The sequence below is a fragment of the Ancylobacter sp. genome (assembly GCF_965229075.1).
GTDB lineage: Bacteria > Pseudomonadota > Alphaproteobacteria > Rhizobiales > Xanthobacteraceae > Ancylobacter.
This window is the reverse complement of sequence record NZ_CBDDIO010000002.1, coordinates 250,175-275,180: the sequence shown is the minus strand read 5'-3', so window position 1 is coordinate 275,180 and position 25,006 is coordinate 250,175. Positions and strand designations below refer to the sequence as shown.

22 protein-coding genes are annotated in these 25,006 nt (G+C 68.3%); 10 read left to right on the top strand and 12 right to left on the bottom strand.

The window, feature by feature from the left end; genetic code table 11:
- Nucleotides 1-2: 2 nt before the first annotated feature.
- From ACO07Z_RS07345 to ACO07Z_RS07315, 7 genes are all read right to left on the bottom strand, one after another.
- The gene (locus tag ACO07Z_RS07345; protein ID WP_421698107.1) at nt 3-713 is read right to left on the bottom strand and encodes a transcriptional regulator NanR; all 711 of its coding nucleotides are present in this window, start codon (nt 711-713) and stop codon (nt 3-5) included.
- 106 nt (nt 714-819) lie between these two features.
- The gene (locus ACO07Z_RS07340; RefSeq protein WP_421698106.1) at nt 820-2,100 is read right to left on the bottom strand and encodes a TRAP transporter large permease; all 1,281 of its coding nucleotides are present in this window, start codon (nt 2,098-2,100) and stop codon (nt 820-822) included.
- Nucleotides 2,101-2,104: 4 nt separating this feature from the next.
- Nucleotides 2,105-2,593, bottom strand: coding sequence for a TRAP transporter small permease (locus tag ACO07Z_RS07335; RefSeq protein WP_421698105.1), 489 nt, complete (start codon nt 2,591-2,593; stop codon nt 2,105-2,107).
- 177 nt (nt 2,594-2,770) lie between these two features.
- A complete protein-coding gene (locus ACO07Z_RS07330; RefSeq protein WP_421698104.1) occupies nt 2,771-3,748 on the bottom strand; it encodes a TRAP transporter substrate-binding protein in 978 nt (325 codons plus the stop codon).
- Nucleotides 3,749-3,835: 87 nt separating this feature from the next.
- The gene (locus tag ACO07Z_RS07325; protein WP_307019326.1) at nt 3,836-4,687 is read right to left on the bottom strand and encodes a phosphogluconate dehydrogenase C-terminal domain-containing protein; all 852 of its coding nucleotides are present in this window, start codon (nt 4,685-4,687) and stop codon (nt 3,836-3,838) included.
- 20 nt (nt 4,688-4,707) lie between these two features.
- On the bottom strand, nt 4,708-6,087 hold the full coding sequence (locus ACO07Z_RS07320) for a four-carbon acid sugar kinase family protein (RefSeq protein WP_421698103.1): 1,380 nt from the start codon (nt 6,085-6,087) through the stop codon (nt 4,708-4,710).
- Nucleotides 6,084-7,343, bottom strand: coding sequence for a ribulose-bisphosphate carboxylase large subunit family protein (locus tag ACO07Z_RS07315; RefSeq protein ID WP_421698102.1), 1,260 nt, complete (start codon nt 7,341-7,343; stop codon nt 6,084-6,086). Before ACO07Z_RS07315 ends, ACO07Z_RS07320 begins: the two co-directional genes overlap by 4 nt.
- A 265-nt stretch (nt 7,344-7,608) precedes the next feature.
- Here ACO07Z_RS07315 and ACO07Z_RS07310 point away from each other — a divergent pair, with 265 nt between their 5' ends.
- The 10 genes from ACO07Z_RS07310 (at nt 7,609) to ACO07Z_RS07265 (ending at nt 19,740) form a co-directional block, all read left to right on the top strand.
- Complete coding sequence (locus tag ACO07Z_RS07310) at nt 7,609-9,498, top strand: proline racemase family protein (RefSeq protein WP_421698101.1); 1,890 nt, start codon at nt 7,609-7,611, stop codon at nt 9,496-9,498.
- Between the two features lie 41 nt (nt 9,499-9,539).
- Complete coding sequence (locus ACO07Z_RS07305; protein ID WP_421698100.1) at nt 9,540-10,415, top strand: transporter substrate-binding domain-containing protein; 876 nt, start codon at nt 9,540-9,542, stop codon at nt 10,413-10,415.
- Between the two features lie 85 nt (nt 10,416-10,500).
- Entirely contained in the window at nt 10,501-11,148 is a 648-nt protein-coding gene (locus ACO07Z_RS07300; protein ID WP_244378381.1) for an amino acid ABC transporter permease, read from the top strand.
- Nucleotides 11,149-11,162: 14 nt separating this feature from the next.
- The gene (locus ACO07Z_RS07295) at nt 11,163-11,984 is read left to right on the top strand and encodes an amino acid ABC transporter ATP-binding protein (RefSeq protein ID WP_421698099.1); all 822 of its coding nucleotides are present in this window, start codon (nt 11,163-11,165) and stop codon (nt 11,982-11,984) included.
- A gap of 108 nt (nt 11,985-12,092) precedes the next feature.
- Entirely contained in the window at nt 12,093-13,001 is a 909-nt protein-coding gene (dapA, locus tag ACO07Z_RS07290) for a 4-hydroxy-tetrahydrodipicolinate synthase (protein WP_244378377.1), read from the top strand.
- 12 nt (nt 13,002-13,013) lie between these two features.
- The gene (locus ACO07Z_RS07285) at nt 13,014-14,021 is read left to right on the top strand and encodes a proline racemase family protein (protein ID WP_421698098.1); all 1,008 of its coding nucleotides are present in this window, start codon (nt 13,014-13,016) and stop codon (nt 14,019-14,021) included.
- A 23-nt stretch (nt 14,022-14,044) separates the two neighbouring features.
- Complete coding sequence (locus ACO07Z_RS07280) at nt 14,045-15,520, top strand: aldehyde dehydrogenase family protein (protein ID WP_421698097.1); 1,476 nt, start codon at nt 14,045-14,047, stop codon at nt 15,518-15,520.
- Between the two features lie 4 nt (nt 15,521-15,524).
- Nucleotides 15,525-17,222, top strand: coding sequence for a GMC family oxidoreductase (locus ACO07Z_RS07275; protein ID WP_421698096.1), 1,698 nt, complete (start codon nt 15,525-15,527; stop codon nt 17,220-17,222).
- A gap of 14 nt (nt 17,223-17,236) precedes the next feature.
- The gene (locus ACO07Z_RS07270; protein ID WP_421698095.1) at nt 17,237-18,247 is read left to right on the top strand and encodes a proline racemase family protein; all 1,011 of its coding nucleotides are present in this window, start codon (nt 17,237-17,239) and stop codon (nt 18,245-18,247) included.
- 38 nt (nt 18,248-18,285) lie between these two features.
- Nucleotides 18,286-19,740, top strand: a complete 1,455-nt coding sequence (locus ACO07Z_RS07265) for an NAD-dependent succinate-semialdehyde dehydrogenase (protein WP_421698094.1) — start codon at nt 18,286-18,288, stop codon at nt 19,738-19,740.
- 50 nt (nt 19,741-19,790) lie between these two features.
- Here ACO07Z_RS07265 and ACO07Z_RS07260 read toward each other — a convergent pair whose 3' ends face one another.
- The 5 genes from ACO07Z_RS07260 to ACO07Z_RS07240 form a co-directional block, all read right to left on the bottom strand.
- Nucleotides 19,791-20,894 carry an ABC transporter ATP-binding protein gene (locus tag ACO07Z_RS07260; protein WP_421698093.1) on the bottom strand — a complete coding sequence of 368 codons (1,104 nt, stop codon included), beginning with the start codon at nt 20,892-20,894 and terminating at the stop codon, nt 19,791-19,793.
- Between the two features lie 37 nt (nt 20,895-20,931).
- Complete coding sequence (locus ACO07Z_RS07255) at nt 20,932-21,732, bottom strand: ABC transporter permease (protein WP_421698092.1); 801 nt, start codon at nt 21,730-21,732, stop codon at nt 20,932-20,934.
- An 11-nt stretch (nt 21,733-21,743) separates the two neighbouring features.
- Nucleotides 21,744-22,601, bottom strand: coding sequence for an ABC transporter permease (locus ACO07Z_RS07250; protein WP_421698091.1), 858 nt, complete (start codon nt 22,599-22,601; stop codon nt 21,744-21,746).
- Nucleotides 22,602-22,842: 241 nt separating this feature from the next.
- Nucleotides 22,843-23,874 carry an ABC transporter substrate-binding protein gene (locus tag ACO07Z_RS07245; protein ID WP_421698090.1) on the bottom strand — a complete coding sequence of 344 codons (1,032 nt, stop codon included), beginning with the start codon at nt 23,872-23,874 and terminating at the stop codon, nt 22,843-22,845.
- A 114-nt stretch (nt 23,875-23,988) separates the two neighbouring features.
- Nucleotides 23,989-24,924, bottom strand: coding sequence for a 2-hydroxyacid dehydrogenase (locus tag ACO07Z_RS07240; protein WP_421698089.1), 936 nt, complete (start codon nt 24,922-24,924; stop codon nt 23,989-23,991).
- Nucleotides 24,925-25,006 lie beyond the last annotated feature (82 nt).

Sequence of the window (25,006 nt, the reverse complement as noted above, 5' to 3'; positions counted from 1 at the left end):
GGTCAGCCCGGCCGAGTGTACAGCGCGCTGGAACGGTCGAGATGCTTGACCATCAGCGCCTCCGCCCCGTCGGCGTCGTGCCGGGCGATGTGGTCGATGATCGCCTCATGCTCGACCAGCGTCACATTCTCGCGGCCGGACCAGGTGAGCATCTCCGTGTAGTACTGGCGCAGCCAGGAGAGCATGGCCTCGCTCACCGCCTCGAAGATCGGGTTGCCGGAAATCGCCGCGATCTGGGTGTGGAAGCGCATGTCATAGGCGATGAACTGCTTGGGCTCGCTCACCGCCTTGGCCTGCTGGTCGAGAATGCCGCGCAGGGCGGCGATGTCGGCCGCCTCGGCGCGCTGGGCGGCTTCGCGGGCCATGCCGCGCTCGAAGAAGCGGCGCGCCTGCTTGAGATGCTCCAGGCTGTCCGGCGAGGCAGACAGCAGGATCTGCGCCGTGAGGTCCACCTGCTGGAACAGCGAGCGCGCGGAAAGCTGCTGCACACGGGCCCGCTCGCCATGGGTGATGGCGATGAGGCCGATATTGGCCAGCGCCTGCATCGCCTCGCGTATGGCGGGGCGGCCGACGCCGAAGCGCTCCATCAGGTCGCGCTCGGAAGGCAGGGCGTCGCCGGGCCCGAGTTCCCCCGAGGCGATCAGCGCCTTCAGGCGGTCGAACACCTCATGAGACAGTTTTCGTCGCACTATGGTGTCGGAGATGTCGGCCATTCACGCGCTCCTGCAGGATCGGACCCGTCTCGCCCCGGGTCGGCATGTTGAGCATACCAGTGGCGCCGGCAACCGGCCAGCGCGGCACCGGTTCATTCCCGCCGGCTCAGTGCATCGCCTTGGCGCTGTAGGGCAGCCAGGTGGCGATGCCGGGCACGGCGATGATCAGCAGCACGACCACGATGAGCGCCAGGATGAAGGGGGCCGCCGCCCGGCTGCCGCGCAGCAGGTCGGTTTTGGCGATGCCGCAGGTGACGAACAGGCACGCGCCCACCGGCGGCGTGATCAGCCCGATGGCGAGCCCGATGACGGTGACGACGCCGAACTGCACCGGATCGATGTCCAGCCGCTTCACCAGCGGCCACAGCACGGGCACAAGGATGATGATGTTGGCCGCGAGGTCCAGCAGCATGCCGGCGATGAGATAGACGCACAGGATCAGCAGCAGCACCAGCTGCGGGTTGTTGGTCAGTTCCAGGATGAAATGCGCGGCTGCCTGCGGAATCTGCTCGCGGGTGACGATCAGCCCGTACACCGAGGCGGCGGCGATCATCAGCATGACGATGCCGGTCGTGACGGCGCTGTCGAGAATGATGCCGGGCAGGTCGCGCCAGGCGATGGTGCGGTAGACGTAGCGCCCCACCACCATGCCATAGACCACGGCGACCACCGACGCCTCGGTCGGGGTGGCGATGCCGTAGCGGATGGAGCCGATGATGACGACCGGCATCAGCAGGCCCCACACGCTGGCGCGGGTGGCGCGGGCGATGGTGGCGAGGGTCGGGCGCGGCCCGCGCTGATAGCCCTGTCGCACCGCGATCAGCCACGCCGTGACCATCAGCGCCACCGTCATCAGAATGCCCGGGACGATGCCGGCGATGAACAGGTCGCCCACCGAGACACCGGTGACCACGGCGAACACGATCATCGGGATGGAGGGCGGAATGACCACGGAGATGGTGGAGGCTGCCGCCGTCACGGCGGCGGTGAAGGGCGCGCCATAGCCCTTCTTCAGCATCGGCGGAATGAGCGCGCCGCCGGTGGAGGAGGCTTCCGCCACCGCCGAGCCGGTCATGCCGCCCATCAGCATGCCGGCGCCGATATTGGCATGCGCCAGCCCGCCGCGCATCCAGCCGACCAGCGCGTCGGCGAAGTCGATGATGTCGCGGGCGATGCCGCTGCGCGCCATCAGGTGCCCGGCGAGCAGGAAGAACGGCACGGCCAGCAGCACGAAGCTGTCCATGGCGGCGGTCATTTTCTGCACCACCAGCGCCAGCGGCAGACCGCCATAGAGCAGCGCCATTACCGACGCCACGGCGAGGGCGAAGGACACCGGCATGTTGAGGATGAGCAGAACGGCGAAGGCGACGAACAGCACCGTGGCCATGGTTTTACTCCTGCGGAACCGCCGGCGAGGGCGGGCGGGCGCCATAGATCCAGCCGATCAGGATGTCGCCGATGATGAGGACGCACATGGCGGCGTAGCCGGCATAGACCGCGCTCATCGGCACTTCGAGCACGGCGGAGGGCTGGTTGCTGGTGAGCCGGAGGAAGCCGATGCAGGCGTAGAGCGTCACGCCGCAATAGAGGAGGACGATCAACTCCACGAGCCTGCCGCAGGCGCGCTCCAGCCCGGGAAGGCGCAGATAGGTCACCGCGTCGAGCGCGATATGCGCCCGCTTGGTCCAGGCGAACCAGGCCGCGAGATAACCGACCCAGACGAAGAGGTAGCGCGCCAGTTCCTCCGACCAGATGAGCGGATCGTTGAAGGCATAGCGCCAGATCACCTGGCCGAGGCAGACGATCACCATCGCGCTGAGCAGGGCGCAGAGCAGGCCGCGCGCCAGCCATTCCACGCCGGTCCAGAACTTCAAGAGCATGTCACACCTCTCCCGTGGAGGCGGGCGCCTCCGGGCTGCGTCTGCGTTGGCGGGCGAAACGCCGCCCCCGGACGGGAGCGGCAAAGGCGCTTGCGAACTAGCCGGCGCCGTCAGGGCTGCGGCAAAGGTGGCTTACGAACCGGCCGCAGTCGTCAGGCTGCGGCCGGCGCGCGCGGCTCAGTTCGCGGCGGCCTTGATCTTGGCCACGACAGCCGGATCGATGTTCTTGAAGGCCGAGGCGGTGTTGGCGGTCGCTTCCTGGAACGGGGTGATGTCCACCTGCTCGACGATCATGCCCTTGTCGGCCAGCAGCTTCAGCTGTTCGGCTTCCAGCCGGGCGGAGGTCTGGCGCTGATAGGCGGTCGCCTCGACGAGGGATTCCTCCAGGATCGTCCGCTGCGCCGGGGTCAGGCGGTCCCAGGCCTGCTGGCTGAACAGCACCAGATGCGGGCCGTAAACGTGGCGCGTGAGGGTCATGTACTTCTGCACCTCCCACAGCGAATTGCTGTAGACGATGGTGACCGGGTTCTCCTGCGCATCGATCACGCCCTGGCTGAGGCTGGTGAACACCTCGCCCCACACCATCGGAATGGGCGACGCGCCCAACTCCTTGAAGGCGGCGATGTGCACCGGGTTCTGCATGGTGCGCAGCTTCATGCCCTTGAGGTCGGCCGGGGACTTCACTTCCTTCTTGCTGGTCAGGCTGCGCCAGCCATTCTCCCACCAGGCGAGGCCGACAATGCCCCGGTCCTTGAACTTGCCCAGCAGGTCCTGCCCGACCTCGCCGTCCAGCACCTTGTAGGCATGGTCGGAGCTCTTGAACAGGAAGGGCAGGTCCACCGTGCCGAGCGAGGGCACGAAGGCGACGAGGGGACCGGTGGAAACCACGGCCATGTCGACCGTGCCCAGCTGCAGGCCTTCCACCATCTCGCGCTCCTCACCGAGCTGGCGGTCGGGATAGATTTCGATCTTCAGGTCGCCCTTGCTCTTGGCGGCGACGAGTTCGGCGAGCTTTTCCAGCGCGATATGGGTGGGATGCGCGGTCTGCGTCCCGTGCCCGGCCTTGATCACGGTGGTGGCGAAGGCGGAGCTGGCGAAGGGCACGGCGGCGAGGCTGAGCGCGGCGGCGGCCGCGAGGGTGATGATCCGGTTCATGGCGTTCCTGTCCCTGTTCGATGTTGTGCGTCCGGGGCCGTCGAGGGTCCCGGACGGGAGGCGGCGGCAAGCGCCGGTGCGGGCGGTTCAGGCGGCCTTGGGCGGGTTGCAGATTTCCTCGACCGAACGCTGCACGGCCTTGGGGTCGAAGATCCGCTCCAGCCAGCCTTCGCGGAAAATCTGCGGCCGGGCCTGGTCGATGGCATAGAGCGCGCCGTCGGAGAACTTGCCCTCGGGGAAGATCTCGAAGGCGATCGCCAGCTCGATGGTGAGGTGGCCGAGCAGGAAGTCGGTCGCCGCCTGGCGCGGCACGCCGCGGCGCACGGCCTCATCCGTCGCCTCGCGCAGGGCGAGGCAGAGCGTGGCGCCGATGGTTTCGGCCAGCGCCGGCTCCATGATGGCGATCTGCTCCACCGTGCAGCGATGCGCCCGCATGACCGGCTTGTAGATGGTGCGGGCGATCTGCTCGCACTGGGCATAGTGCTCTTCCGGCCCCTGCATCAGCGCGCAGACGATGTGCTGCTTGGCGTGCACGCCGCCGAAGAAGTCGTTCTTCGCCTCTTCCGTCACCTCGTCGTTGAAGATCGGCGGATGGCAGGGATGGGTGACGAAATAGGTGACGTCGTCGCGCTGGGGCAGTTCGCCCGCATGCGGGGCGGCGGCGTCGAGCATGATGATGGCGGTGCCGGGCTTCACCTTCTCGATGAAGGTGTGGGCGATCTTGCCGATGAGCCGGTCCGGCACCGCCATGAGCACGGCGTCGGCATCGGCGAGCGCGTTGTCGCCGTCGATGCAGTCGAGCCCGGTCTTTTCCTTCAGCCGGGCACGGCCGGCCTCGGTCGGCTCGACATGCATCACCTCATAGGGCGAGCCCTGGAGATTGGTGGCGAGCCGGACGCCCATCTTTCCGCCGGCGCCGAGCAAGGCGATCTTTTTCATCTGAGGTCCTCTCCCTTAGGTCAATGGTTGGCGACGCCGCCCCGTGCGGCGCTGAAGAAGTCCGGCCGGCCCATCTGGCCGCCCTTGAACGTGATTTCGAGCCCGTCATGGGCGCCTTCCGCATAAGCGCGGCAGAGCGGCGAGCCGGGCGCGAGCGGCGCCAGCGCGGTCACCGCATAGATGCCGAGCGCCATGCCGGCATGACCCGATGTGTCGCCGCCGGAAATGACGGCGCGCGTCAGCCCGGCCCGGTCGACCACCGCATCCAGCACGCGCCCGAGCCCGTCGCCGATGCGGGCATTCACCTGCGCCGGGACAGCGCCGGCCGCCTCGATCGCGTGGCCCAGCGCCGGCACCGCCGGATCGTCCGGGCCGCTGGCGGTGAAGATGAGCGGGTCGCGGCCGGCCTCCAGCGCTTTGAGCGCCGCCGCCGTGCCGCGCGCGATTTCGGCTTCCCAGGCGCCCGCATCCACCGCGTGTGTCGCGTCGAGCCTTATGCCCTCGAAGCCGTTCGCCAGCGCGTGGCCGATCTGCACCGCCGTGATCGGCGAGCAGGAGCCGGAAACGACGGCGATGTGCGCGGCCCGCGCCGGCGGTGCCGTCGGCGCTTCCGCCTCCAGCAGCCCGGCACGGCGCCAATAGGCGACGAGGGCATATTCCAGCCCCTGCGAGCCGAGGGCGAACAGGCGCTCGCCGCGCTGTTCCCACACCAGCCGCCCGGCCTCGACCAGCGTCTCGTCGTCGAGCACGTCGAGCGCCAGAATGCGGGCGCCGGCCGCGCGCTCGGCGGCGAGTTGCGCCTCGGCCTTTCCGGTTTTTATGGCCACGAAATCGACAAGGCCGACCGGCAGGTCGGTCTGCCGTGCGAGGTGTCGGCGCACATCCGCCTCGTTCATTGGCGTCACCGGATGGCGCGCCATGACCGGGTGGCGGTCGAGCCGATAGCCGGTGCCGTCGATGGCGGCGAACAGATTGCCGAAGGCCTGATAGCGGGCGATGGCCGGCGCGCCGACGATGAGCGGGTGCCATTCGCCGCCGAGAATGCGCTCGCCGATTTCCGCCGCGCGGCCGATGGAGCCGACATGCGGCGCGGAATCGAAGGTCGAACAAACCTTGTAATGGCTGATCGGCGCCTTCAGCGCGGCCAGTTGCTCAAAGATCGGCGGCAGCGCCGCGTCCATCCATTCCGGCGGCTGCGAGCGGGCGACGCCGGCAATGCCGATGCCGCGCCTGTCCTGGAAGCGGGCCAGCTGCGCCGGCGTCGGCGGGCCGAGAAACAGCACGGTCGGCAGGCCGGCGAAGCTCAGCACCTCCATCACCGCCGACGAGCCGGTATAGTCGTCGCCATAGAAGGCGACGAGCGGGCCGGGCGGAAGGGCGGAAGCCGGAGCGGGGCTCATGCCGCATAGGTCTCCAGCGCGCGGGCGAGTGCGGCATGGTCGCGGGCATAATCGGCCAGCGGCACGTCGCTCATCGCCGCTTCCCAGGCCTCGCGCAGCGACGCGACACCGGCGGCGGGGCCGTCGGGATGGGCCATGATGCCGCCGCCGGCGGCGAAGATCAGGTCCGCCGACCCCAGTGCGGCATAGGTGCCGGGCGCCTGCTTGGCGGACTGGCCGGAGGAGAACACCGGCATAACGATGCAGGGCTTGTCGTCGAACAGGGGGGTGAGGCACGCGCGGGCGGAGGCGATGACGCTGTCGTCCGCTTCAGAGAACTTGTTGGCGAGGCCGTTGACATGCATGTGGTCGGCGCCCGCCAGCCGCCAGATCTTCTGCCAGGCGACATAGGACCAGCCGAGCATCGGCGCGCGCGAGAGATAACCCCAGCCATTGCGGTGGGCGTGCAGCGGCAGCTGCGTGAAGCGGCCAAGCTCGATCATACCGACGAGGCCGACCGAGTTGAGGCTGGCCATGACGCAGGTGCCGCCCAGCTCCTGCACGAGGTCGTGCCGGCGGCGCATCTGGTCGATCTCGCCGGTCAGGTTGAAGGCGAACATCACCTTCTTGCCAGTGCGGTCGGCATGGTCGTTGATGACACGCATCACCGCGCGCACGCGGTCCTCGAAGCGGCAATGCGGGCCGTCGGACTGCAATTCGTCGTCCTTGATGAAGTCGATGCCCGCTTCCGCCAGCAGCTTCACGAGGTCCGCCGTCTCGGTCGGCCCGAAGCCGACGCTCGGCTTGACGATGGTGCCGATGATCGGTCGCCCCTCGACCCCGGCGAGCCGGCGCGTGCCCTCGATGCCGAATTTCGGCCCGCCATAGGCCTGCGCGAAGTCCTGCGGCAGGCGGATGTCGAGAAGGCGCAGGCCGGAGAACTGCTTCAGCTCGAACAGATTGCCGGCCACGGTCGCCAACAGGTTCGGCAGCGAGGGGCCGAGATTGTCCATCGGCCAGGAAAGGGTAGCTCGCGCCCGCTGGATCACCCCGCCCTCGGGACGGCCGGCGCCGGGCAGGGAGGGGGCGTCGGCGGTGCCGACAAGTTCCAGCGCCTCGATCCGGGCGGCGGAACGCTCCTTCAGCTCCGGCGTCTCGCCGGGAATGGCGACAAAAGTGCCGCTCGACTGTTCGCCCGCCATCGCCTCGACGGCGCGGCGGGGATCATAGGCGGTCTCAATGAGATAGTCGGCTTCGATCCGGTGGGGCGCGGGCATGCGGCTGTCCTGGCTCGGCACGCAAGACCGCTCCGCCGCGCACATGCGCGCCGCCCTGCCTTTCGTGCGCTTCCTCTAAGGTGAGTCTGTGCTCACTCATATCTTGATATAGTCATTATACCAGTTGAGAGAGTGACACAAGCGGTGCGCCGCCTCTGCGGCGTCGCTCGGCGGTAAATGCAGTTACCGCGTCGATTGACTCGTTCAATAAATCCGCATACCGTCTGCGCATGTTCGGTGTTTCTACAAACGGTATGTAGACCGCATGACCCAGCCGGCCGCCCGCTTCCCCTTCTCCATCGGCCATGTCGCCAAGGTGACCGGCATTGCGGTGTCGACCCTGCGCTCCTGGGAGAACCAGGGCCTGCTGACCCCCAGCAAGTCGGCCGGCGGTCATCGTTCCTATGGCGAGGCGGAGATCGAGCGGGTGCGCCGCATCGACCGTATGCGCCGGGTGGACGGCCAGAGCCTTTCCGCCATCCGCCGGCTGCTCGACAGCGAGGAGGAGGCCGCGCCCGCGCCGGAAGGCGAGGCGGCCCCCGTCGCGTTCAACCATCTCGGCGCTCGCGTGCGCGGCCTGCGGCAGGAAGCGGGCATGTCGCTGCGCGAGTTGTCCGAGCGCACCGACATCGCCACCTCGCATCTCAGCATGTTCGAGCGCGGCGTCGCCTTCCTTTCCCCGGCGCGGCTCAACGCCATCGCCGAGGTGTTCGGCCGCACGCTGGCGGAACTGCTCGGCGGCACCAAGGGGCGCGATTTCCCCGTGGTGCGTCGGGGGCAGGGGCGCATCGTCGGCTCCTTCGGCCCCGGCGTCACCATCGAGCAGCTCACCGTCTCGCAGCGGCTGATGGATGCCGAAGTGTGGACCATCGACCCCGAGCGCGAGAGCGACGGCTTCTACGCCCATGAGGGCGAGGAGCTGATCTATGTGCTGGAAGGCTCGCTCGAACTCGCGCTGGCCGACCGCGACGCCGAGGTGCTGAACCCCGGCGACGGCGCCTATTTCAACAGCCGCATCGCCCATCGCTGGCGCAACACCGGCCCGGTGCCGGCCAAGGTGCTGTGGATCAACACCGACAGCGACCGCCTCTCCTCCATGAGCTTCGAGCGCACCGACCGCCGGCTCGGCCTCGGTGCCGGCATTGGCGAGGGCATCGGCGAGGGGGCGCTGAGCCTGGAACTGCCCTCGGGCGCGCGCACCTTCCGCGTCATCGAAACCCACACCGAGGGCCACCCGACCCATATTCTGATCGAGCCGCTGGAAGGGCTCGACGCCGACAGCGTCGCCGGCAAGGCCCGCCAGTTCGCGGAGCGCTATGACAGCCTGCGCCCGATGCTGCTGCACGAGCCGCGCGGCCATTCCGGCGCCTTCGGTCTGGTGCCGGTGGCCTCCAGCGCGGCGGATTTCGGCGCCTTCTTCATCTCCTCCTATGGCTATCCCGGCCTGTGCGGTCACGCCATCATGGGCTACACGGCCGCGCTGCGTGCGCTCGGTCGCCTCACCCGCCACACGCGCTTCACCATCGAGGTGCCGAATGGCATTCTCAGCGTCGAAGTGGGTGTGGACGGCGACGCCGACGCCATCGCCCTCGACATGCCGCCCGCCCTCATCGCGGAGGCGGGCCGGCGCGTGGCGATCGACGGGCTGGAGCTCGATGTCGCCATCGCCATGTGCGGCGACTGCACCGCGCTCGTCGATGCGCAGGCCGCCGGGCTGACGCTGGAGGCGGGCCATATCGACCGCCTGCTCGCTTTGGGCGACAGCCTGCGCCGCCATCTCAACGAGGCGCTGCCGCGCCGGCGCGGGGCGCAGCCCAGCGTCGATTCCGTGCTGTTCCACGGCACGGACGAGGCCGGCGCGGTGCGCCAGTTCCTCGCCATTGATCGCCAGAAATTCGACCGCTCCCCCGGCGTCGCCGGCCTTGCCTGCCTCCTCGCCCTGCGCGCCGCCACCGGCGCCGCGCAGCCGGGAGCGAGGCTCGACGCGGTCAGCCTGTTCGGCGGGCGTCTGTCCGGCGAACTCATCACCCTGACCCACGGCGCCGGCGGTGCCGTGGCCGCCACGACCCGGATCACGGGACGCGCGCACCTGAAAGCCGTGGCGACGCTCATCCAGGAGATGGGCGATCCTCTCGGCAGCGGCTTCCTGCGATAGGCCTCGCCTCAACACCAAACCAGAGAACTAGGGAACCGACGATGACCACCGCCTCGTCCCTCCGGCCGTCTCCGGCCGCCGGCTCGCTTTTCCGCTCTTTCGTCCTCCTGTTCGTGGGCGCCGTCGTGCTGGCGCTCTCGACCTTCCAGTCCGCCTTCGCCGCCGATCCCAACCTCGTGCTCGACCGCATCCGCAAGAGCGGGGAACTGCGCGTGCCGGTGATGATCGGCGAGGAGCCCGGCTATATCCGCGACCGCAACACCGGCGCGTGGAGCGGCTTCTACATGGACTGGGCGAACGACATCGCCACGCTGCTCAACGTCAAGGTCGTGCCGGTTGAGACCACCTGGGGCAACCTCGCCGCCGACTTCCAGGCCAACAAGATCGACATCGCCTTCGGCCTGAACCCCAACCCCAAGCGCGGCCTGGTGGTGGACTATCTCAGCGTGCCGCTGTTCACCGATGCCTGGGCCATCGTCACCAAGCCGGGCTTTGCCAAGAAGACCTGGGCCGAGCTGAACGACCCGTCGGTGCGCATCGTCGTGCAGAAGGGCGGCACGATGCAGGTCGTCGCCGAGGCGCTGACCCCCAAGGCCAACATCATCGTGGTGGAAGACCGCCCGCTCGGCATCATGGAGCTGCAGGCCAACCGCGCCGACGCCATGATCCTCGCCGTGTTCGACGCCATCGACGTGTCCAAGGCGATCAACGGCCAGATCGTGCTGCCGAGCCCGATGCTGCTCAACCCGGCGACCATCGGCATGCGCCGCGAGGAAGGCAATGAGGGCTACGAGAACTGGCTCACCAACTGGGTGAACCAGCAGCGCGCCCTCGGCCTCGCCCAGGGCAAGCTGCGCAAGGCCTTCGAGGCGCGCGGTATCGATCTCTCCGTGCTGCCGCCCGAGTTCAACTTCTAACGTCGTCCCCCTCGTCGACGTTACCTACGGTGCCGGCGCCTGCCGCCGGCACCGGCCTTTCCCTCCCCCGCAAGGTCACTGCGCCGTGTTCGACTGGTCCGTCATCACCCAAAACGCCCATCTGTTCGCCTGGGGACTGGTCGTCACCCTCGAATACACGGTGATCACCTGCGTCCTCGGCCTCATTGTCGGGCTGCTGATCGCGCTGGTGCAGCTCTCGCCGCTCAAGACGCTGCGCATCATCGGCATGCTGTTCGTGGAGTTCTTCCGCAACGTGCCGCTGCTGGTGTGGCTGCTGTGGAGCTATTACGCGCTGCCCATCTTCGCCGGCATCAACATTTCCAAGCAGGCCGCCGGCATTCTCGCCCTCAGCCTCTATGGCGGCGCCTATTACGCCGAAATCCTGCGCGCCGGCATCCAGTCGCTCGACCACGGGCAGGCGGACGCGGCCAAGGCGCTGGGCATGCGCTCCTGGCAGGCGATGCGCCGCATCATCCTGCCCCAGGCGCTGCGGCAGATGGTGCCCCCGCTCGCCGGGCAGACCATCATCCAGATGAAGAACACGACGCTGCTCTCGGTGCTCACCGTGCCGGACCTGCTCTATCAGGCGAGCTACGTCTCTTCCTTCACCTACCGGCCGATGGAGGTCTACACCGTGGTCGGCCTCATCTTCCTCGCCGTTCTCATTCCCTCCAACTATCTCGCGCGCCGGCTCGAGATGCGCCGTCACTGAGAGGGGCCCCCGCCATGACCCGTCTTCCCGCCGACGCCCCCGCGCTGGTCGAAGTGCGCCAGGTGCGCAAGAGCTACGGCTCGCATGAAGTGCTGCGCGGCATCGATCTCACCGTCTATCCCGGCGAGGTGGTGGCGCTGCTGGGCTCGTCCGGCTCCGGCAAGACCACGCTGCTGCGCTGCGTCAACCTGCTGGAACAGCCGACCTCCGGCCGCATCGTCGTCGACGGCTCGACCATTTTCGACCGGGCGCCAGACGGGCGCGACAATGCCCGCATCAGCGGCCGCGAGGTCGCCGCCATGCGCAGCCGCGTCGGCATGGTGTTCCAGCAGTTCAACCTGTTCCCGCACATGAACGTGCTGGCGAATGTGATGGAAGGCCCGCGCACCGTGCTGGGCGAGGCGGACGCCACCAACCGCGCCCGCGCCATGGACCTGCTCGCCAAGGTCGGCATGGCGGAGTTCGCCGACCGCATGCCCGGCCGGCTGTCGGGCGGGCAGAAGCAGCGCGTCTCCATCGCCCGCGCGCTCAACATGCGCCCCTCGCTGATGTTGTTCGACGAGCCGACCTCCGCGCTCGACCCGGAACTGGTCGGCGAAGTGCTCAACACCATGATCACGCTGGCCCGCGAGGGGATGACGATGCTGGTCGTCACCCATGAGCTGGGCTTCGCGCTGGAGGTCGCCACCCGCGTCGTGTTCCTCGATCAGGGCGCCATCTGCGCTGAGGGCACGCCGCAGGAGGTGCTGCTGCATCCCACGAATGAGCGCGTGCGCGCCTTCGTCAACCGTTTCCACGCCACCGCCGAGCTGATGCGCCCGCTGCTTCAGACCTGACGCGCCGCCCGGCGCCTTCCGCACCTCAAACGTCCTTTCGCGCGGGGCCGCGTGCCGCGCCACGCCCCCGCTCTGTCCCGACACCGCCTTCCTGAAACGAGACCGCACATGAGCAAGACCAACTGGCAGGGCATCCACAGTGTCCTCGTCACCCCCTTCCTGCCCGAGGGGCCGATTGACTTCCCGCGCTTCGAGGCGCTGGCCGAGGCCAATATCGCCAATGGCGCCGACGGGCTCATCGTCTGCGGCTCCACCGGCGAGTTCTACGCCATGAGCGTCGCCGAGCGGGTGAAGCTGTTCGAGGCGACGGTGAAGGTCGCCGCCGGCCGCGTGCCGGTGCTGGCGGGCGTCTCCGATCTCCACACCGATGTGGTGCTGGAACTCACCAAGGCCGCCGAGACCACGGGTTGCGACGGCATCCTTGCCCTGCCGCCGATCTACGCCAAGCCCGACCTGCGCGAGGCCGAGCATTTCTACCGCCGCATCTGCGCCGCCTCCGGCCTGCCGGTCATGCTCTACAACAGCCCGGTGCGCATCGGCGTCAACATCACCCCCGATCTGGTGGCGCGCCTCGCCGAGATTCCGAACGTCGTCGCCATCAAGGATTCCTCCGGCGACATCCAGCAGGTCGCCGAGCTGTGCCAGAAGGTGAAGGGCGAGCTGGCGGTGTTCGTCGGCTATGAGACGATGATCCGCTCCTCCCTGCCGCTCGGCGTGGTCGGCGTGGTCGCCATGGCGCACCAGCTCTCCGGCCGCCTCGTGCGCGCCTATTTCGACGCCTGCGCCGCGGGCGATGCCGCCACGGCGGACCGTCTGGAGCCGGCGCTGTTCGCCATCTATCGCTGCTTCAAGAGCGGCAGCTTCTATGCCGGCATCAAGGCGGCGATGAACGCGCTCGGCCAGCCGGTCGGCATTCCGCGCGAGCCGCTGCTGCCCTTCACCGACGCGCAGCAGGCTTCCGTGGCGAAGATCCTCGCCGAGGCCGATGTCGCCGCCCTCATCAACACGCTCGCCTGAACGGACATCATCATGCGCTCGACCCGCATCATCCAGGGCATCGATTCCCACACCGCCGGCTGCCCGCTGCGCCTCATCACCTCCGGCTTCGGGCCGATCCGCGGCGCCACCATGGTGGAGAAGCGCGCCGACCTGATGAGCCGCGACTGGCTGCGTCAGCTCGTGCTGTTCGAGCCGCGCGGCTCGTTCAACATGCCGGCCGCCGTGCTCACCGAGGCCTGCTCGCCCGACGCCGATATCGGCATGCTCATTCTTGAGCCGGACACCTACCCGCCCATGTGCGGCCACTGCGCCATGGCGGTCGCGACCATCGCGGTCGAGGCCGGCTACATCACCGCGCAGGAGGGCGAGACGCTGGTGCGGCTCGACACGCCGGCCGGCGTCGTGCCGGCGCGGGTGAAGGTGGAGAACGGCCGCGCCGTCTCCGTCACGCTGGAGATGCCGCTGAGCTTCCTCTACCAGCGCGACGTGTTCGTCGAGACCAAGAGCTTCGGCAAGGTGCGCGCCGACATCGCCTTCGGCGGCGATTTCTACCTCATCGTCAAGGGCTCGGACCTCGGCCTTGAGCTGACCACCGACAATGCCTGGGCGCTGGTGAGCGCGGCGGCGGAACTGCGCGCCGGGCTGAAGGACATTCCGGTCCAGCACCCGACCCTCGCCCATGTCAACGAGATCTACCAGATCGAGATCGTCGGCGACGGCGACGGCGTGCGCTTCGACGGCAAGAACGTCGTGGTCTGCCCGCCGACCGTGATCGACCGCTCGCCCTGCGGCACCGGCACCGCCTCGCGCATGGCCATGCTGCACGGCAAGGGCGAGCTGAAGGTGGGCGACACCTTCCGCCACGCCGGCATTCTCGACACGGTGTTCACCGGCGAGATCCATGGCGAGGCCACCGTCGGCGACCTGCCGGCGATCCGCTGCACCGTCACCGGCTCGGCCTATCTCACCGGCAGCTTCAACTTCTTCCTCGATCCCAACGACCCGTTCCAGCAGGGCTTCCGCCTCACCGGCGTCTGAGGCAACGGGTTCAGGAGAGGCTCATGTCCCACGATTTCGACCCGAACGGCGTCGCCGCGATCACCGATCACCTGATCGACGGGCGGCGCCTCGCCGGCGACGGCGCGGAAATCGCGCTCATCCGCCCGTCCGACGGCGCGGCGATCGGCACCATCCGCGCGGCGGACGAGGCGCTGGTGGACGCGGCGATGCGCAGCGCCGCGAACGCCCGCACCACTTCCGGCTGGGCGAGCGCCACGCCGCTGGAGCGGGCGCGGGTGCTGAAGGCATGGGCCGACCTCATCGACGCGCGGCGCACCGAGCTCGGGCGGCTGGAAGCGGCGACGACGACCCGGCCGGTGGCCGATGTCCTCACCCGCGACCTCGTCCGCGCGGCCGGCGCCGTGCGCTACTTCGCCGAATGGGCCGACAAGATCGAGGGCTCGCTGATCGCCGGCGCGAACAGCGGCACCACCTTCCTCAAGCCCGAACCCTATGGCGTCATCGCCTCCATCGCGCCGTTCAACTTCCCCGCCATCAACGCCATCTGGAAGTCCGCCCCGGCGCTGGTGACGGGCAATGCGGTGGTGCTGAAGCCTTCCGAACTCACGCCCTCCTCGGCGGTCATGATCGCCGAACTCGCGATCGAGGCGGGGCTCCCCGCCGGCCTGTTCAATGTGGTGCAGGGCGCCGGCGCCACCGGCTCGGCGCTGGTCCGCCATCCGCTCACCGGCAAGATCACCTTCACCGGCTCCTCCGCCACCGGCGCGCGGGTGATGGCGGATGCGGCGATGACCGGCACCAAGCCGCTCACGCTGGAACTCGGCGGCAAGACGCCGCAACTGGTGATGGACGACGCGCACGATCTCGACGCGCTCGCCGCCACCATCGCTGGCGGGTTCCTCGCAAATGCCGGCCAAGTCTGCACCGCCGGCACGCGGCTGATCGCGCCGCGCCGGCTGCTCGATGAACTCACCGACAAGATCATCGGCCTCGCGCAGGCGCGCGTCGCCGGTCCCACCTGGGACACGCGGGCGACCCTGCCGCCGATCATCAGCGAAAAGCAGGCGGCGCGCATCGACCGCATGCTGGCGGAAACGGTGGCCGATGGCGCCACCGTGCTCACCGGCGGCCGGCGCTGCGCCAACATGAACGCGGGCGCCTATGTCGAGCCGACCGTGCTCACCGGCGTGCCCGATACCTCGGTCGGCTTCCGAGAGGAGTTCTTCGGCCCGGTGCTGTCCGTCTATGCCTATGACGACGAGGACGAGGCGCTGGCGATGGCCAACCATCCCAGCTACGCGCTCGCCGCCAGCCTCTACACCACCAGCGCCGCCAAGGTCCTGGCGCTGCCCGCCCGCCTCAATGCCGGCACGGTCTGGGTCAACGGCCATGGCCGCCAGCCCGATTTCGCCACCCCGCAGGGCGGCTTCGCCGGATCCGGCTTCGGCAAGGAAATGGGGCGCGCGGGGCTCGAAGGCTTCCTGCGCTTCAAGACCGTCTGGCTCAACCACGGCTGAAAAAATGTCCGAACACGCATATGACTACATCGTCGTCGGCGGCGGCGCGGCGGGTGCCGTGCTGGCGAGCCGGCTGTCGGAAGCCTCGAACCTCAAGGTCGCGCTGATCGAGGCCGGGCGCGACACGCCGCCCGGCGCGGAGCCGGCCGACACGCTCGATGCCTATCCGATCGTCGCCTATTTCAACCGGCTCTATCACTGGCAGAACCTGTCCATCCACCTCAACGACCCCAAGCCCGGCGCGGCGGGGCGGCGTTATGAGCAGGCGCGGGTGATGGGCGGGGGCACCTCGATCAACGGCCAGTTCGCCTTTCGCGGCGTGCCCTGGGACTATGAGCACTGGCGCGAGGACGGCGCCGAGGGCTGGGGCTGGGACGATGTGCTGCCCTATTTCCGCAAGCTGGAAACCGACCTCGATTATGGCGACAGCCAGCTGCATGGCAGCCACGGCCCGCTGCCGCTGCGCCGCATCCCGGAAAAGGACTGGTCGCCCTTCGCGAAGACCGTGGCGAAGGTGCTCGACAAGAAGGGCGTGGCCAATATCCGGGACCATAACGGCGTCTTCGACGACGGCTATTTCCCGATGACCATCAACAATGTGGATGGCCAGCGCGTCTCCACCGCCCGCGCCTATCTCACGCGCGAGGTGCGCGCCCGGCCGAACCTCACCATCCTCGCCGAAACCGAGATGACGGAGCTGCTGTTCGAGGGAAGCCGCGTCACCGGGCTGAAGGCGCAGGGGCCGCAGGGCCCGCTCACCCTCAAAGCGCGCGAGGTGATCCTCTCTACCGGCGCGCTGCAGACGCCGGCCCATCTCCTGCGCGCCGGCATCGGCCCGGCGGCGCATCTGAAGGAGTTCGGCATCAAGGTGCGGGCGGACCGGCCCGGCGTCGGGCAGAACCTGCAGGACCACCCGATGGTGGCCTTCGCCGCCTATCTGCCGAAAGCCGCGCGCCTGCCGGCCAGCCAGCGCCGCCACATCCAGCTCGGCTATCGCTACTCGTCCGGCCTGCCGGAGACCACGCCGGGCGACATGTTCGTGCTGCCCTCCAACCGCGCCGCCTGGCACCCGCTCGGCCGGCGGCTGGCCTCGATCCTCGTTTGCGTCAACCGGCCCTATTCGACCGGCGAGGTACGGTTGCAGGGAAGCGACGCCGCGACCGCGCCTTTCGTCAATTTCCGCCAGCTCTCCGACGAGCGCGACCTCGCGCGGCTGGAGGACGGCATGCACCGGCTCTGGGGCATCGTCACCGATCCAGCGATGAGTGGCGTGATCGAGAGCATTTTCCCCGCCACCTTCTCCGAGCGGGTGCGCAAGCTCGGCGCGGTCAGCCGCACCAACTGGTTCATGACGCTGATGGCCGCCGGCATCATGGGCACCGGCCCGCTGGCGCGGAAGCTGATGATCGAGAATGTCATCACCCCCGGCCTCAAGGCGAAGGAGATGATGGCCGACCGCGAGGGGCTGCGCGCCTGGATCCGCGAGAATGCCTGCGGCAGCTGGCACGCTTCCGGCACCTGCCGCATCGGCCGCCCGGACGATCCGCGTGCCGTGGTCGACAGCGCCGCGCGTGTGATCGGCGTCGAGGGGTTGCGCGTGGTTGACGCCTCGATCATGCCGGCGGTCATCAGCGCCAACACCATGCTGACGACGATCATGGCCGGCGAGAAGATCGCCGACACCATCAAGTCCGGCCGCTAGGAGAGGGGCCCGCCATGACGATGAGGCGTTGGATTTCCACCATCGACAGCCACACGGCGGGCCACCCCACCCGCGTCGTCACCGGCGGCGTGCCGCCGCTCAAGGGCGACACGGTCGAGGCGCGGGCGGAGGATTTCCGCGCCCGCTTCGATCCGCTGCGCACCTTCCTGCTGCACGAGCCGCGCGGCCATGCGGCGATGGTCGGCGTTATCATGACCGAGAGCACGCGCGCGGATTTCGGCGCCTTCTTCCTCGGCAGCTACAAATATCTAGAGATGTGCGGCCACGCGACGATCGGGCTCGCGGTCACGCTCGACCATATGGGGCTGATCGGCCCGGCTGACGCGCCGCACTCCTCCTTCACCCTGGAAGTGCCGGCCGGCATCATCACCGTGCATGTGCAGCGCGAACAGGGCAGGGTCGCGGCCGTCACCTTCGAGAATGTCCCGGCCCATGTCGCCGCCTGCAATGTGCTTGTCACCGCCGCCGGCGTGAATGTCAGCGCCGATGTGGTGTGGGGCGGCAATTGGTACGGCCTCATCGCCGCCCGCGCCGCCGGGGTGGAACTGGCGCCGTCCGGCGTGTCCCATGCCATGGCCGTCGGCGCCGCGCTGAAGGCGGCGCTGAACGCCGGCATCAATGGAGGCCGTGTGCCCGGTGCCTCCCGCCCGGTCGATTCCATCCTGTTCTACGAGACCGAGGCGGATGAGGAGGGGCTGGTGAGCCGCCAGCTGGTGGTGCTGGAATCCAACAAGTTCGACCGCTCGCCCTGCGGCACCGGCTCCTCCGCCCGGCTGGCGCAGATGGTGGCGCGCGGCGAATTGCGCCTCGACCAGCCCATCCGCACCCGCAACATTCTCGGCGTCGATTTCACCGCCACCGCGCGCCCGGTCGACGGCCAGCCGGGCGCCCAAAAGGCCGGCGCGATCTTGCCGCATATTGTCGGCCTCGCCCACATCACCGGCGAGCACCGCTTCGTGCTCGCGCAAGGCGACCCGCTGGCGGACGGCTTCCTCTGCCGCTGACGCCGATCCGCCCCTCATTCCGGCCCCTGGAGACGATGATGACCGACCTTTCCACCTATGACGAAACCATTGAGCTGCTGATCGACGGCACCTGGTGCCAGGGCTCCGAGGGCAAGAGCGAGGCGCTGGAAAACCCGGCGACCGGGGAGACGCTGGCGACCGTGCCGCACGCCTCCGACGCCGATCTCGCCCGCGCGCTCGACGCCGCGCAGCGTGGGTTCAAGGTGTGGAAGGCGATGACCGCACAGGCGCGCTACACGCTGATGATGAAGGCGGCCGATCTCATCGAGGCGCGCAAGGAGCGCATCGGGCGCATCCTGACGCTGGAGAACGGCAAGCCGCTCGGTGAAGCCGTGCCGGAGGTGCAGTTCGCCGCCGACGCCACGCGCTGGTACGCCGAGGAGGGCAAGCGCGCCTATGGCCGCATCGTCCCCGCCCGCATGGCCAATGTCCGCCAGATGGTGCTGAAGGAGCCGGTCGGCCCGGTGGTGGCTTTCGCCGCCTGGAACTTCCCGTCCTCCAACGTCATCCGCAAGATCGCCGGCGCGCTCGGCGCGGGCTGCTCCATCATCATCAAGCCGGCGGAAGAGACCCCCGGCACGGCGGTCGCCATCGCCCGCTGCTTCCAGGAGGCCGGGCTGCCGGCGGGCGTGCTGAATGTGGTGTTCGGCGCGCCGGCGCATGTCAGCCGCGTGCTGCTGGCCTCGCCCATCCCGAAGGCGGTGACGCTCACCGGCTCCACCGCCGTGGGCAAGGAACTCGCGCGGCTCTCCGCCGATACGCTCAAGCGCTGCACCATGGAGCTGGGCGGCCATGCGCCGGTCATCGTCCATGGCGATGCCGATCTGGAGCTGGCCGCGCGCACGCTGGTGGCGTTCAAGTTCCGCAATGCCGGCCAGGTCTGCACCTCGCCGACGCGCTTCTTCATCCAGGAGCAGGTCTACCAGCCCTTCGTCGCCCGCTTCGTCGAGCTGGCCTCTGCGCTGAAGGTCGGCAACGGCCTCGACGCCGGCACCAATATGGGGCCGATGATCGGTCGCCGCCGCCTCGCGGCGATGGAGGAACTGGTGAACGATGCCGTCGCCAAGGGCGCGAGCCTGAAGCTGGGCGGGAAGCGCGTCGGCAATCAGGGCCACTTCTTCGCCCCGACCGTGCTGGCCGATGTGCCGGCGGATGCGGCGATCATGTCGAACGAGCCCTTCGGCCCCATCGCCCCCCTAACCTCCTTCTCCAGCTTCGACGAGGTGATCGAGCGCGCCAATGCGCTGCCCTATGGCCTCGCCTCCTTCGTCTTCACCCGCTCCGGCGCGCTGGCGGCCCGCACCGAGGAGGCGCTCGACGCCGGCCTCGTCGGCGTCAACCACATGGCGGTGTCGACGCCGGAAACGCCCTTCGGCGGTGTCAACGAGTCCGGCTATGGCTCGGAAAGCGGCATCGAGGGGCTCGACGCCTTCCTGCGCACCAAGTTCGTCACTGAACTCGCGGCGCTCTGAAGTCTCTGTCGAGGGCGGATCGTTCGCGGTCCGCCCCTGAACGCCCCCGCTTACTGCGCCGCCAGCAACACCGCCTCGCCGAGATCTAACACCAGCGCGATCGGCGCGCCGACCGGGTGCGTGCCGACAATGTCCGCGCCGGTCACCCGGGTCTCGATCAGGCCGAGCCCGTCCATGTCCACGCGCGTGATGGTGTGCGAGCCCTGATAGATATGCGCCGCCACTATGCCGCGCAGGATGTTGGGCCCTTCCTCCCCCGGACGCGCCGGGCGCACATGTTCGGGGCGCAGAAAGGCCCGCACCTCGGTGCCATGGGCAAAGTCCCAATGCGCCGGCGCCGCCGCGCTCAGCCGCCCCGCGCCCGGCAGCAGCAGCGCCGCCTGCGCGCCTTCGCGCTCATAGCGCGCCAGCGGGAGCGCGTTGATCTCGCCGATGAACGAGGCGACGAAGCCGTTGGCCGGCGTGCGGTAGAGTTCCACCGGCGCCGCCACCTGCTGCACCTCGCCGCGATTCATCACCACGATGCGGTCGGAAAGGCTCAGCGCCTCACCCTGGTCATGGGTGACGAAGATGGTGGTGAGCCCGGTCTTGCGGTGCAGCTCCGACAATTCGACCTGCATCTGCGCCCGCAGATTTTTGTCGAGCGCGGACAGCGGCTCGTCGAGCAGCAGCACCTTGGGGCGGATGACGATGGCCCGGGCGAGCGCGACGCGCTGGCGCTGGCCGCCCGAGAGCTGGCTCACCCGCCGCTGCTCGAAGCCCTCCAGCTTCATCATGGCGATGGCGCGGTGCACCTCGACGGCGATTTCCGCCTTCGGCAGTTTCCGCATGCGCAGGCCGAAGGCGATGTTGTCGAACACATTCATATGCGGGAACAACGCATAGGACTGGAACACCATGCCGATATCGCGCCGGTAGGGCTCCACATCGGTGATGTCGACACCATCGACGACGATCTTGCCGGCGGTGGGGGTGAGGAAACCGGCGATCATGCCGAGCAGGGTCGACTTGCCGCAGCCGGAGGGGCCGAGCAGCGTCAGGAACTCGCCCTGGCCGATCTTCAGCGACACATCGGCGACGCCGACCGCGCTGCCGAATTCCTTGCGGACCCGGACAAGCTCGACGGCGGCGGGGGCGGGGCTGGTGGCGTTCATAAGCGTCGGCTCTCCGGCAGGCAGTCAGTGCGTGTAGTCAGTGCGTGTCGATCGCCAGCACCCGGCGCAGGCCGAAGGCCCGATCGGCGATGAACATGATGAGCGTGGTGGTGATGATCAGCATCGCCGAGATCGCCGAAACGGTCGGGTCGGCATATTCGCGGATGTAATTGTACATCGCGACCGGCAGCGTCTGGGTCCGGCTGCCCGTGACATAGAGCGAGGCGGTGAACTCGGTCAGCGAAAGCACGGCGGCGATCAGCCAGCCGCCCGCCATGCCGGGGAGCACCAGCGGCAGTTCGATCCGGGTGAGCACATGGAAGGGCGAGGCACCGAGATTGGCGGCGGCGCGGGCGAGATCGGGGTCGATGGCGGCGAGGCTGACATAGACCGCCCGCGTCACGAACGGCATCACCAGCACCATATGCGCCAGCACGATCATGGTGTAGCCCTGCTGCAGCCCGAACGCCCCGCCGAGCAGCAGGAAGCCGAAGCCCAGGGTGAAATGCGGGATGATCAGCGGCGACCACAGCACCGCCTCCAGCACCCCGCGGCCGCGAAAGCTGTAGCGATAGACCAGCCAGGCGAAGGCCGAGCCGACGATCAGCGCCAGAGTCGAGGCGAGCGAGGTGACGATCAGCCCGTTCTTGAAGGCGCGCTGGAAGTCGGGATAGGTCAGCGCCTTCTCATACCAGGCGAAAGACACGCCTTCGGGTGGGAAGGCGAGGATCTCGGTCGGGTTGACCGAGGTCATCAGCACCACCAGCGTCGGCAGCGTCATATAGGTGAGGATGGCGACGACGAGGCTCCAGAAGCCGAACGAGCGCAGGCGTGTCATGGGCGTTCTCCTCAGCGCACCGCCAGCCGCTTTTCCAGCCGGCCGGTGAGGGCTTTCATGAGCACGAGGCTGCCAAGCGCGGCGATCAGCGCGATCACGCTCAGCGTCGCGGCGAAGGGCAGGTTGAGCACTGAGAAGCCCTGGAGATAGACGAGGTTGGAGATCATCAGCACCTTGCCGCCGCCGATCAGCTGCGGGGTGGAGAAGGCGCTCATCGTCCAGGCGAACACGACGACGAGGCCGGAGAGGATGCCCGGCAAAGTGAGCGGCAGGGTGATGCGCCAGAACACCGCGCCGGGGCTGGCGCCGAGATTGGCGGCGGCCTTCTCGCAGTCGCGGTCGACATGGCTGATGGCGGTGGCGAGCAGGATGATCATGACGGGCATCGAGAACTGCACCAGCGCCACCACCACGCCGAGCCGCGTGTACATGATCTGCAGCGGCAGATCGATCAGCGAGAGCTTGCGCAGCACGGAGTTGATGAAGCCGTCCGAGCCCAGCATCAGCATCCAGGAGAAGGTGCGCACGATCTCGCCGGTGAACAGCGGGGTGATGGAGAGCGAGACCAGCAGCGAGCGCACCCAGTCGCGCTTTGCCCGCACCAGCGCATAGGCGACGGGGTAGCTCAGCAGCAGCGAGAAGATCGCGGTGAGCAGGCTGATGTAGAAGGTGTCGAGCAGAACCCACCAATAGATCGGCCGGTTGATGCGGGTGAAGTTTTCCAGCGTCAGCCCGCCGACATTCAGCGAGCCGGGCACGAATTCCCGCACGCTGTATTGCAGCACCTCGAACTGCGCCGCCGCCAGGATCACCGCCGTCAGCACGGCGGGGGCGAGAAAGGTCAGGAAGAAGGGGCGGCGCTGGATCATGACTTTCTGCCGTCATCCCGGACGACGCGACGCGTCGATCCGGGATCGTGGGAAATGAGAACGGGGACCTCGAAGGACGCAGGCCCGGCCCGCCCTGCCAGATGGCGTCATCCCGAACGGCCGCAGGCCGATCCGGGATCGCAGCGGCGTCCGGGCGCGCCCGGCTTTGAGCGCCATCCCGGCTCTTCGGCTTACGCTTCCGGCCGGGATGGCGCCTTATCGGACCGTGCGGCGCCCGGCCTCAGTGCATCATGTTCTCGGTGAACCACGCCTTCCATTGCGGCAGCAGAGTGGCATAGGTCTTGTCCTCAAGCACGATGGTGCCCTTCTCGATCGCTTCCTGGCTGGTGAAGATGCCGGGCAGCTTGGCGATTTCCGGGTCGAGCTTGGCCTCGGCGGTCAGAGGCGAGCATTTGTGGAAGTTGCACAGCTGCGCCAGCATGGCCGGCTCCAGCGCGATGTTGAGGAACTGCAGCGCCAGCTCCTTCTTCTTCGAGCCGGCATTGATGCCCCACACATCGGTGCCCGCCACCGCGCCCTCCTTCGGCACGTCGATCTCGACCGGCATGCCGAGCTTTTCCAGGTGATAGCCATTGATGTTGAGCAGCACCTGCACCGGGGTCTCGCCCGTGCGCATCAGGTTCTGGCTGGTGGCGTCCGACTGGTAGAACGCCTTGATGTTCTTCTTCAGCTCCAGGAGCTTGGGCTTCACCTTGTCCCATTCTTCCGGCTTCACCCCGGCGAGGCGGGTGGCGGCGATGATGATATGGCTGGGGTCAAAATCCGGCAGGCCGAGCTTGCCCACCATCTCGGGGCCCCACAGATCCTCCCAACTGGTGATCTTGAAGCCCTTCGGCATCAGGTCGGTGCGGAAGGCCGGGGTATAGACATAGACATAGTCCGCCACCGTGTAGTCCGAGCGCTTGGCCATCGGGTAGAGCTTGGCGGCGTTCGGGATCTTCGACCAGTCGAGCTTTTCCATCAGCCCGTCGGAATAGTAGAGATAGCCGACATGGGCGGTGGTGTTGATGAGGTCGGATTCCGGGTTGTCCCGGGCCACCTTCGCCTTGGCGAGCCGGTCCAGCGTGCCGCCGGTGATGTACTCCACCTCGACGCCGGTACGCTTGGTGAATTCCTTGCCGATGATCTCGACGCCGGCCTTCCAGTTGCCGCCCCAGGTGCTGACCACCAGCTTCTCCTGGGCCGATGCGGGGAGGGTGGCCCCGGCGGCCATGACGGCCAGGGCGCCCAGTGCAATGCACAGCTTCTTCATGTTCCACCTCTGTGATTGGGGCAGCGGGCCGCCCGGATGTTCTGGCCGCGCGCCTTCAGGCGGGCGCGCTTTGCGCAGGTCGTGCCATCGCGCCTATGGGCGCGAAGGGCGTGTTCAATAGCCGCGGCCGGGATCGACCTCGTGCAGCGGCGGCAGGCCGGCCCGCACGCGGCGTATGCTCTCGGCGACATCGCGCGCCGCCAGGACAGGCACGGTGATGCTGGCCATGTGCGGGGTGATCAGAACGTTATCGAGGCTCCACAGCGGATGGCCCTTGGGCAGCGGCTCGGTCTCGAACACGTCGAGCGTGGCTTCGCCCACTTGGCCCGAGCGCAGCGCCGCGATCAGCGCGGCCTCGTCCACGACAGCGCCGCGCGAGGCGTTGACGAACTTCGCGCCCTTTTGCATCAGGGCGAATTCCGCCGCGCCGAGCAGGCCGCGCGAGTCCGGGGTCAGCGGCAGCAGGCTGACGACGATCTCGTTCTCCGCCAGTACCCGCTCCAGCCCGGCGCGGCCGGTGTGGGAGGCGACGCCGGGAATGTCCTTTGGCGAGCGTGACCAGCCGCTGACCGTGAAGCCCATCGTCGCCAGCATGCGCGCCGCCGGCCCGCCGAGTTCGCCGAGGCCGAGCACCGCCACCTTGATCTCGGACAGGGCGCGCGGGTGCACATACTCCCATTCGCCGCGCTTCTTGGCGCGCTCGAACACCGGGATGTCGCGGGCATAGCGGGTGACGGCGAAGACGACATAGCTCGTCATCATCGCCACCATGCCGGGATCGGAGAGGCGGGAGAATTTCACCGGCACCAGATCGTCGCGGCGCACAAGCGCATCGACCCCGGCGCCAAGATTGGTCACAAGCTGGAGATTGGGAAAGCGGGCGAAAAAGCCCTTGGGCGGTAGCCAGGCCAGCGCATAGCGGATCTCGGCCGCGTCGCCGACCTCGGGGTCGACGCGGAAGTCGAGATCCGGCAGTTCGGCGGCAAGTGCCGCGCGCCAGGCCCCGGCATCGTCCACCGGGCTGTAGAACACCAGTGCATCCCGGCTCATCGCAGTGCCTGACGCAACGTCGCGACGCCATGGCCACGCATGGCCGGCCCATGCCGTCGGGCATGTTCCTGCTTCATCGATC

Bases quoted from the DNA above. Each gene is read 5' to 3' on its own strand.
- ACO07Z_RS07345 (WP_421698107.1), bottom strand. From the start codon at position 713: ATGGCCGACATCTCCGACACCATAGTGCGACGAAAACTGTCTCATGAG.
- ACO07Z_RS07340 (WP_421698106.1), bottom strand. From the start codon at position 2,100: ATGGCCACGGTGCTGTTCGTCGCCTTCGCCGTTCTGCTCATCCTCAAC.
- ACO07Z_RS07335 (WP_421698105.1), bottom strand. From the start codon at position 2,593: ATGCTCTTGAAGTTCTGGACCGGCGTGGAATGGCTGGCGCGCGGCCTG.
- ACO07Z_RS07330 (WP_421698104.1), bottom strand. From the start codon at position 3,748: ATGAACCGGATCATCACCCTCGCGGCCGCCGCCGCGCTCAGCCTCGCC.
- ACO07Z_RS07325 (WP_307019326.1), bottom strand. From the start codon at position 4,687: ATGAAAAAGATCGCCTTGCTCGGCGCCGGCGGAAAGATGGGCGTCCGG.
- ACO07Z_RS07320 (WP_421698103.1), bottom strand. From the start codon at position 6,087: ATGAGCCCCGCTCCGGCTTCCGCCCTTCCGCCCGGCCCGCTCGTCGCC.
- ACO07Z_RS07315 (WP_421698102.1), bottom strand. From the start codon at position 7,343: ATGCCCGCGCCCCACCGGATCGAAGCCGACTATCTCATTGAGACCGCC.
- ACO07Z_RS07310 (WP_421698101.1), top strand. From the start codon at position 7,609: ATGACCCAGCCGGCCGCCCGCTTCCCCTTCTCCATCGGCCATGTCGCC.
- ACO07Z_RS07305 (WP_421698100.1), top strand. From the start codon at position 9,540: ATGACCACCGCCTCGTCCCTCCGGCCGTCTCCGGCCGCCGGCTCGCTT.
- ACO07Z_RS07295 (WP_421698099.1), top strand. From the start codon at position 11,163: ATGACCCGTCTTCCCGCCGACGCCCCCGCGCTGGTCGAAGTGCGCCAG.
- dapA (WP_244378377.1), top strand. From the start codon at position 12,093: ATGAGCAAGACCAACTGGCAGGGCATCCACAGTGTCCTCGTCACCCCC.
- ACO07Z_RS07285 (WP_421698098.1), top strand. From the start codon at position 13,014: ATGCGCTCGACCCGCATCATCCAGGGCATCGATTCCCACACCGCCGGC.
- ACO07Z_RS07280 (WP_421698097.1), top strand. From the start codon at position 14,045: ATGTCCCACGATTTCGACCCGAACGGCGTCGCCGCGATCACCGATCAC.
- ACO07Z_RS07275 (WP_421698096.1), top strand. From the start codon at position 15,525: ATGTCCGAACACGCATATGACTACATCGTCGTCGGCGGCGGCGCGGCG.
- ACO07Z_RS07270 (WP_421698095.1), top strand. From the start codon at position 17,237: ATGACGATGAGGCGTTGGATTTCCACCATCGACAGCCACACGGCGGGC.
- ACO07Z_RS07265 (WP_421698094.1), top strand. From the start codon at position 18,286: ATGACCGACCTTTCCACCTATGACGAAACCATTGAGCTGCTGATCGAC.
- ACO07Z_RS07260 (WP_421698093.1), bottom strand. From the start codon at position 20,894: ATGAACGCCACCAGCCCCGCCCCCGCCGCCGTCGAGCTTGTCCGGGTC.
- ACO07Z_RS07255 (WP_421698092.1), bottom strand. From the start codon at position 21,732: ATGACACGCCTGCGCTCGTTCGGCTTCTGGAGCCTCGTCGTCGCCATC.
- ACO07Z_RS07250 (WP_421698091.1), bottom strand. From the start codon at position 22,601: ATGATCCAGCGCCGCCCCTTCTTCCTGACCTTTCTCGCCCCCGCCGTG.
- ACO07Z_RS07245 (WP_421698090.1), bottom strand. From the start codon at position 23,874: ATGAAGAAGCTGTGCATTGCACTGGGCGCCCTGGCCGTCATGGCCGCC.
- ACO07Z_RS07240 (WP_421698089.1), bottom strand. From the start codon at position 24,924: ATGAGCCGGGATGCACTGGTGTTCTACAGCCCGGTGGACGATGCCGGG.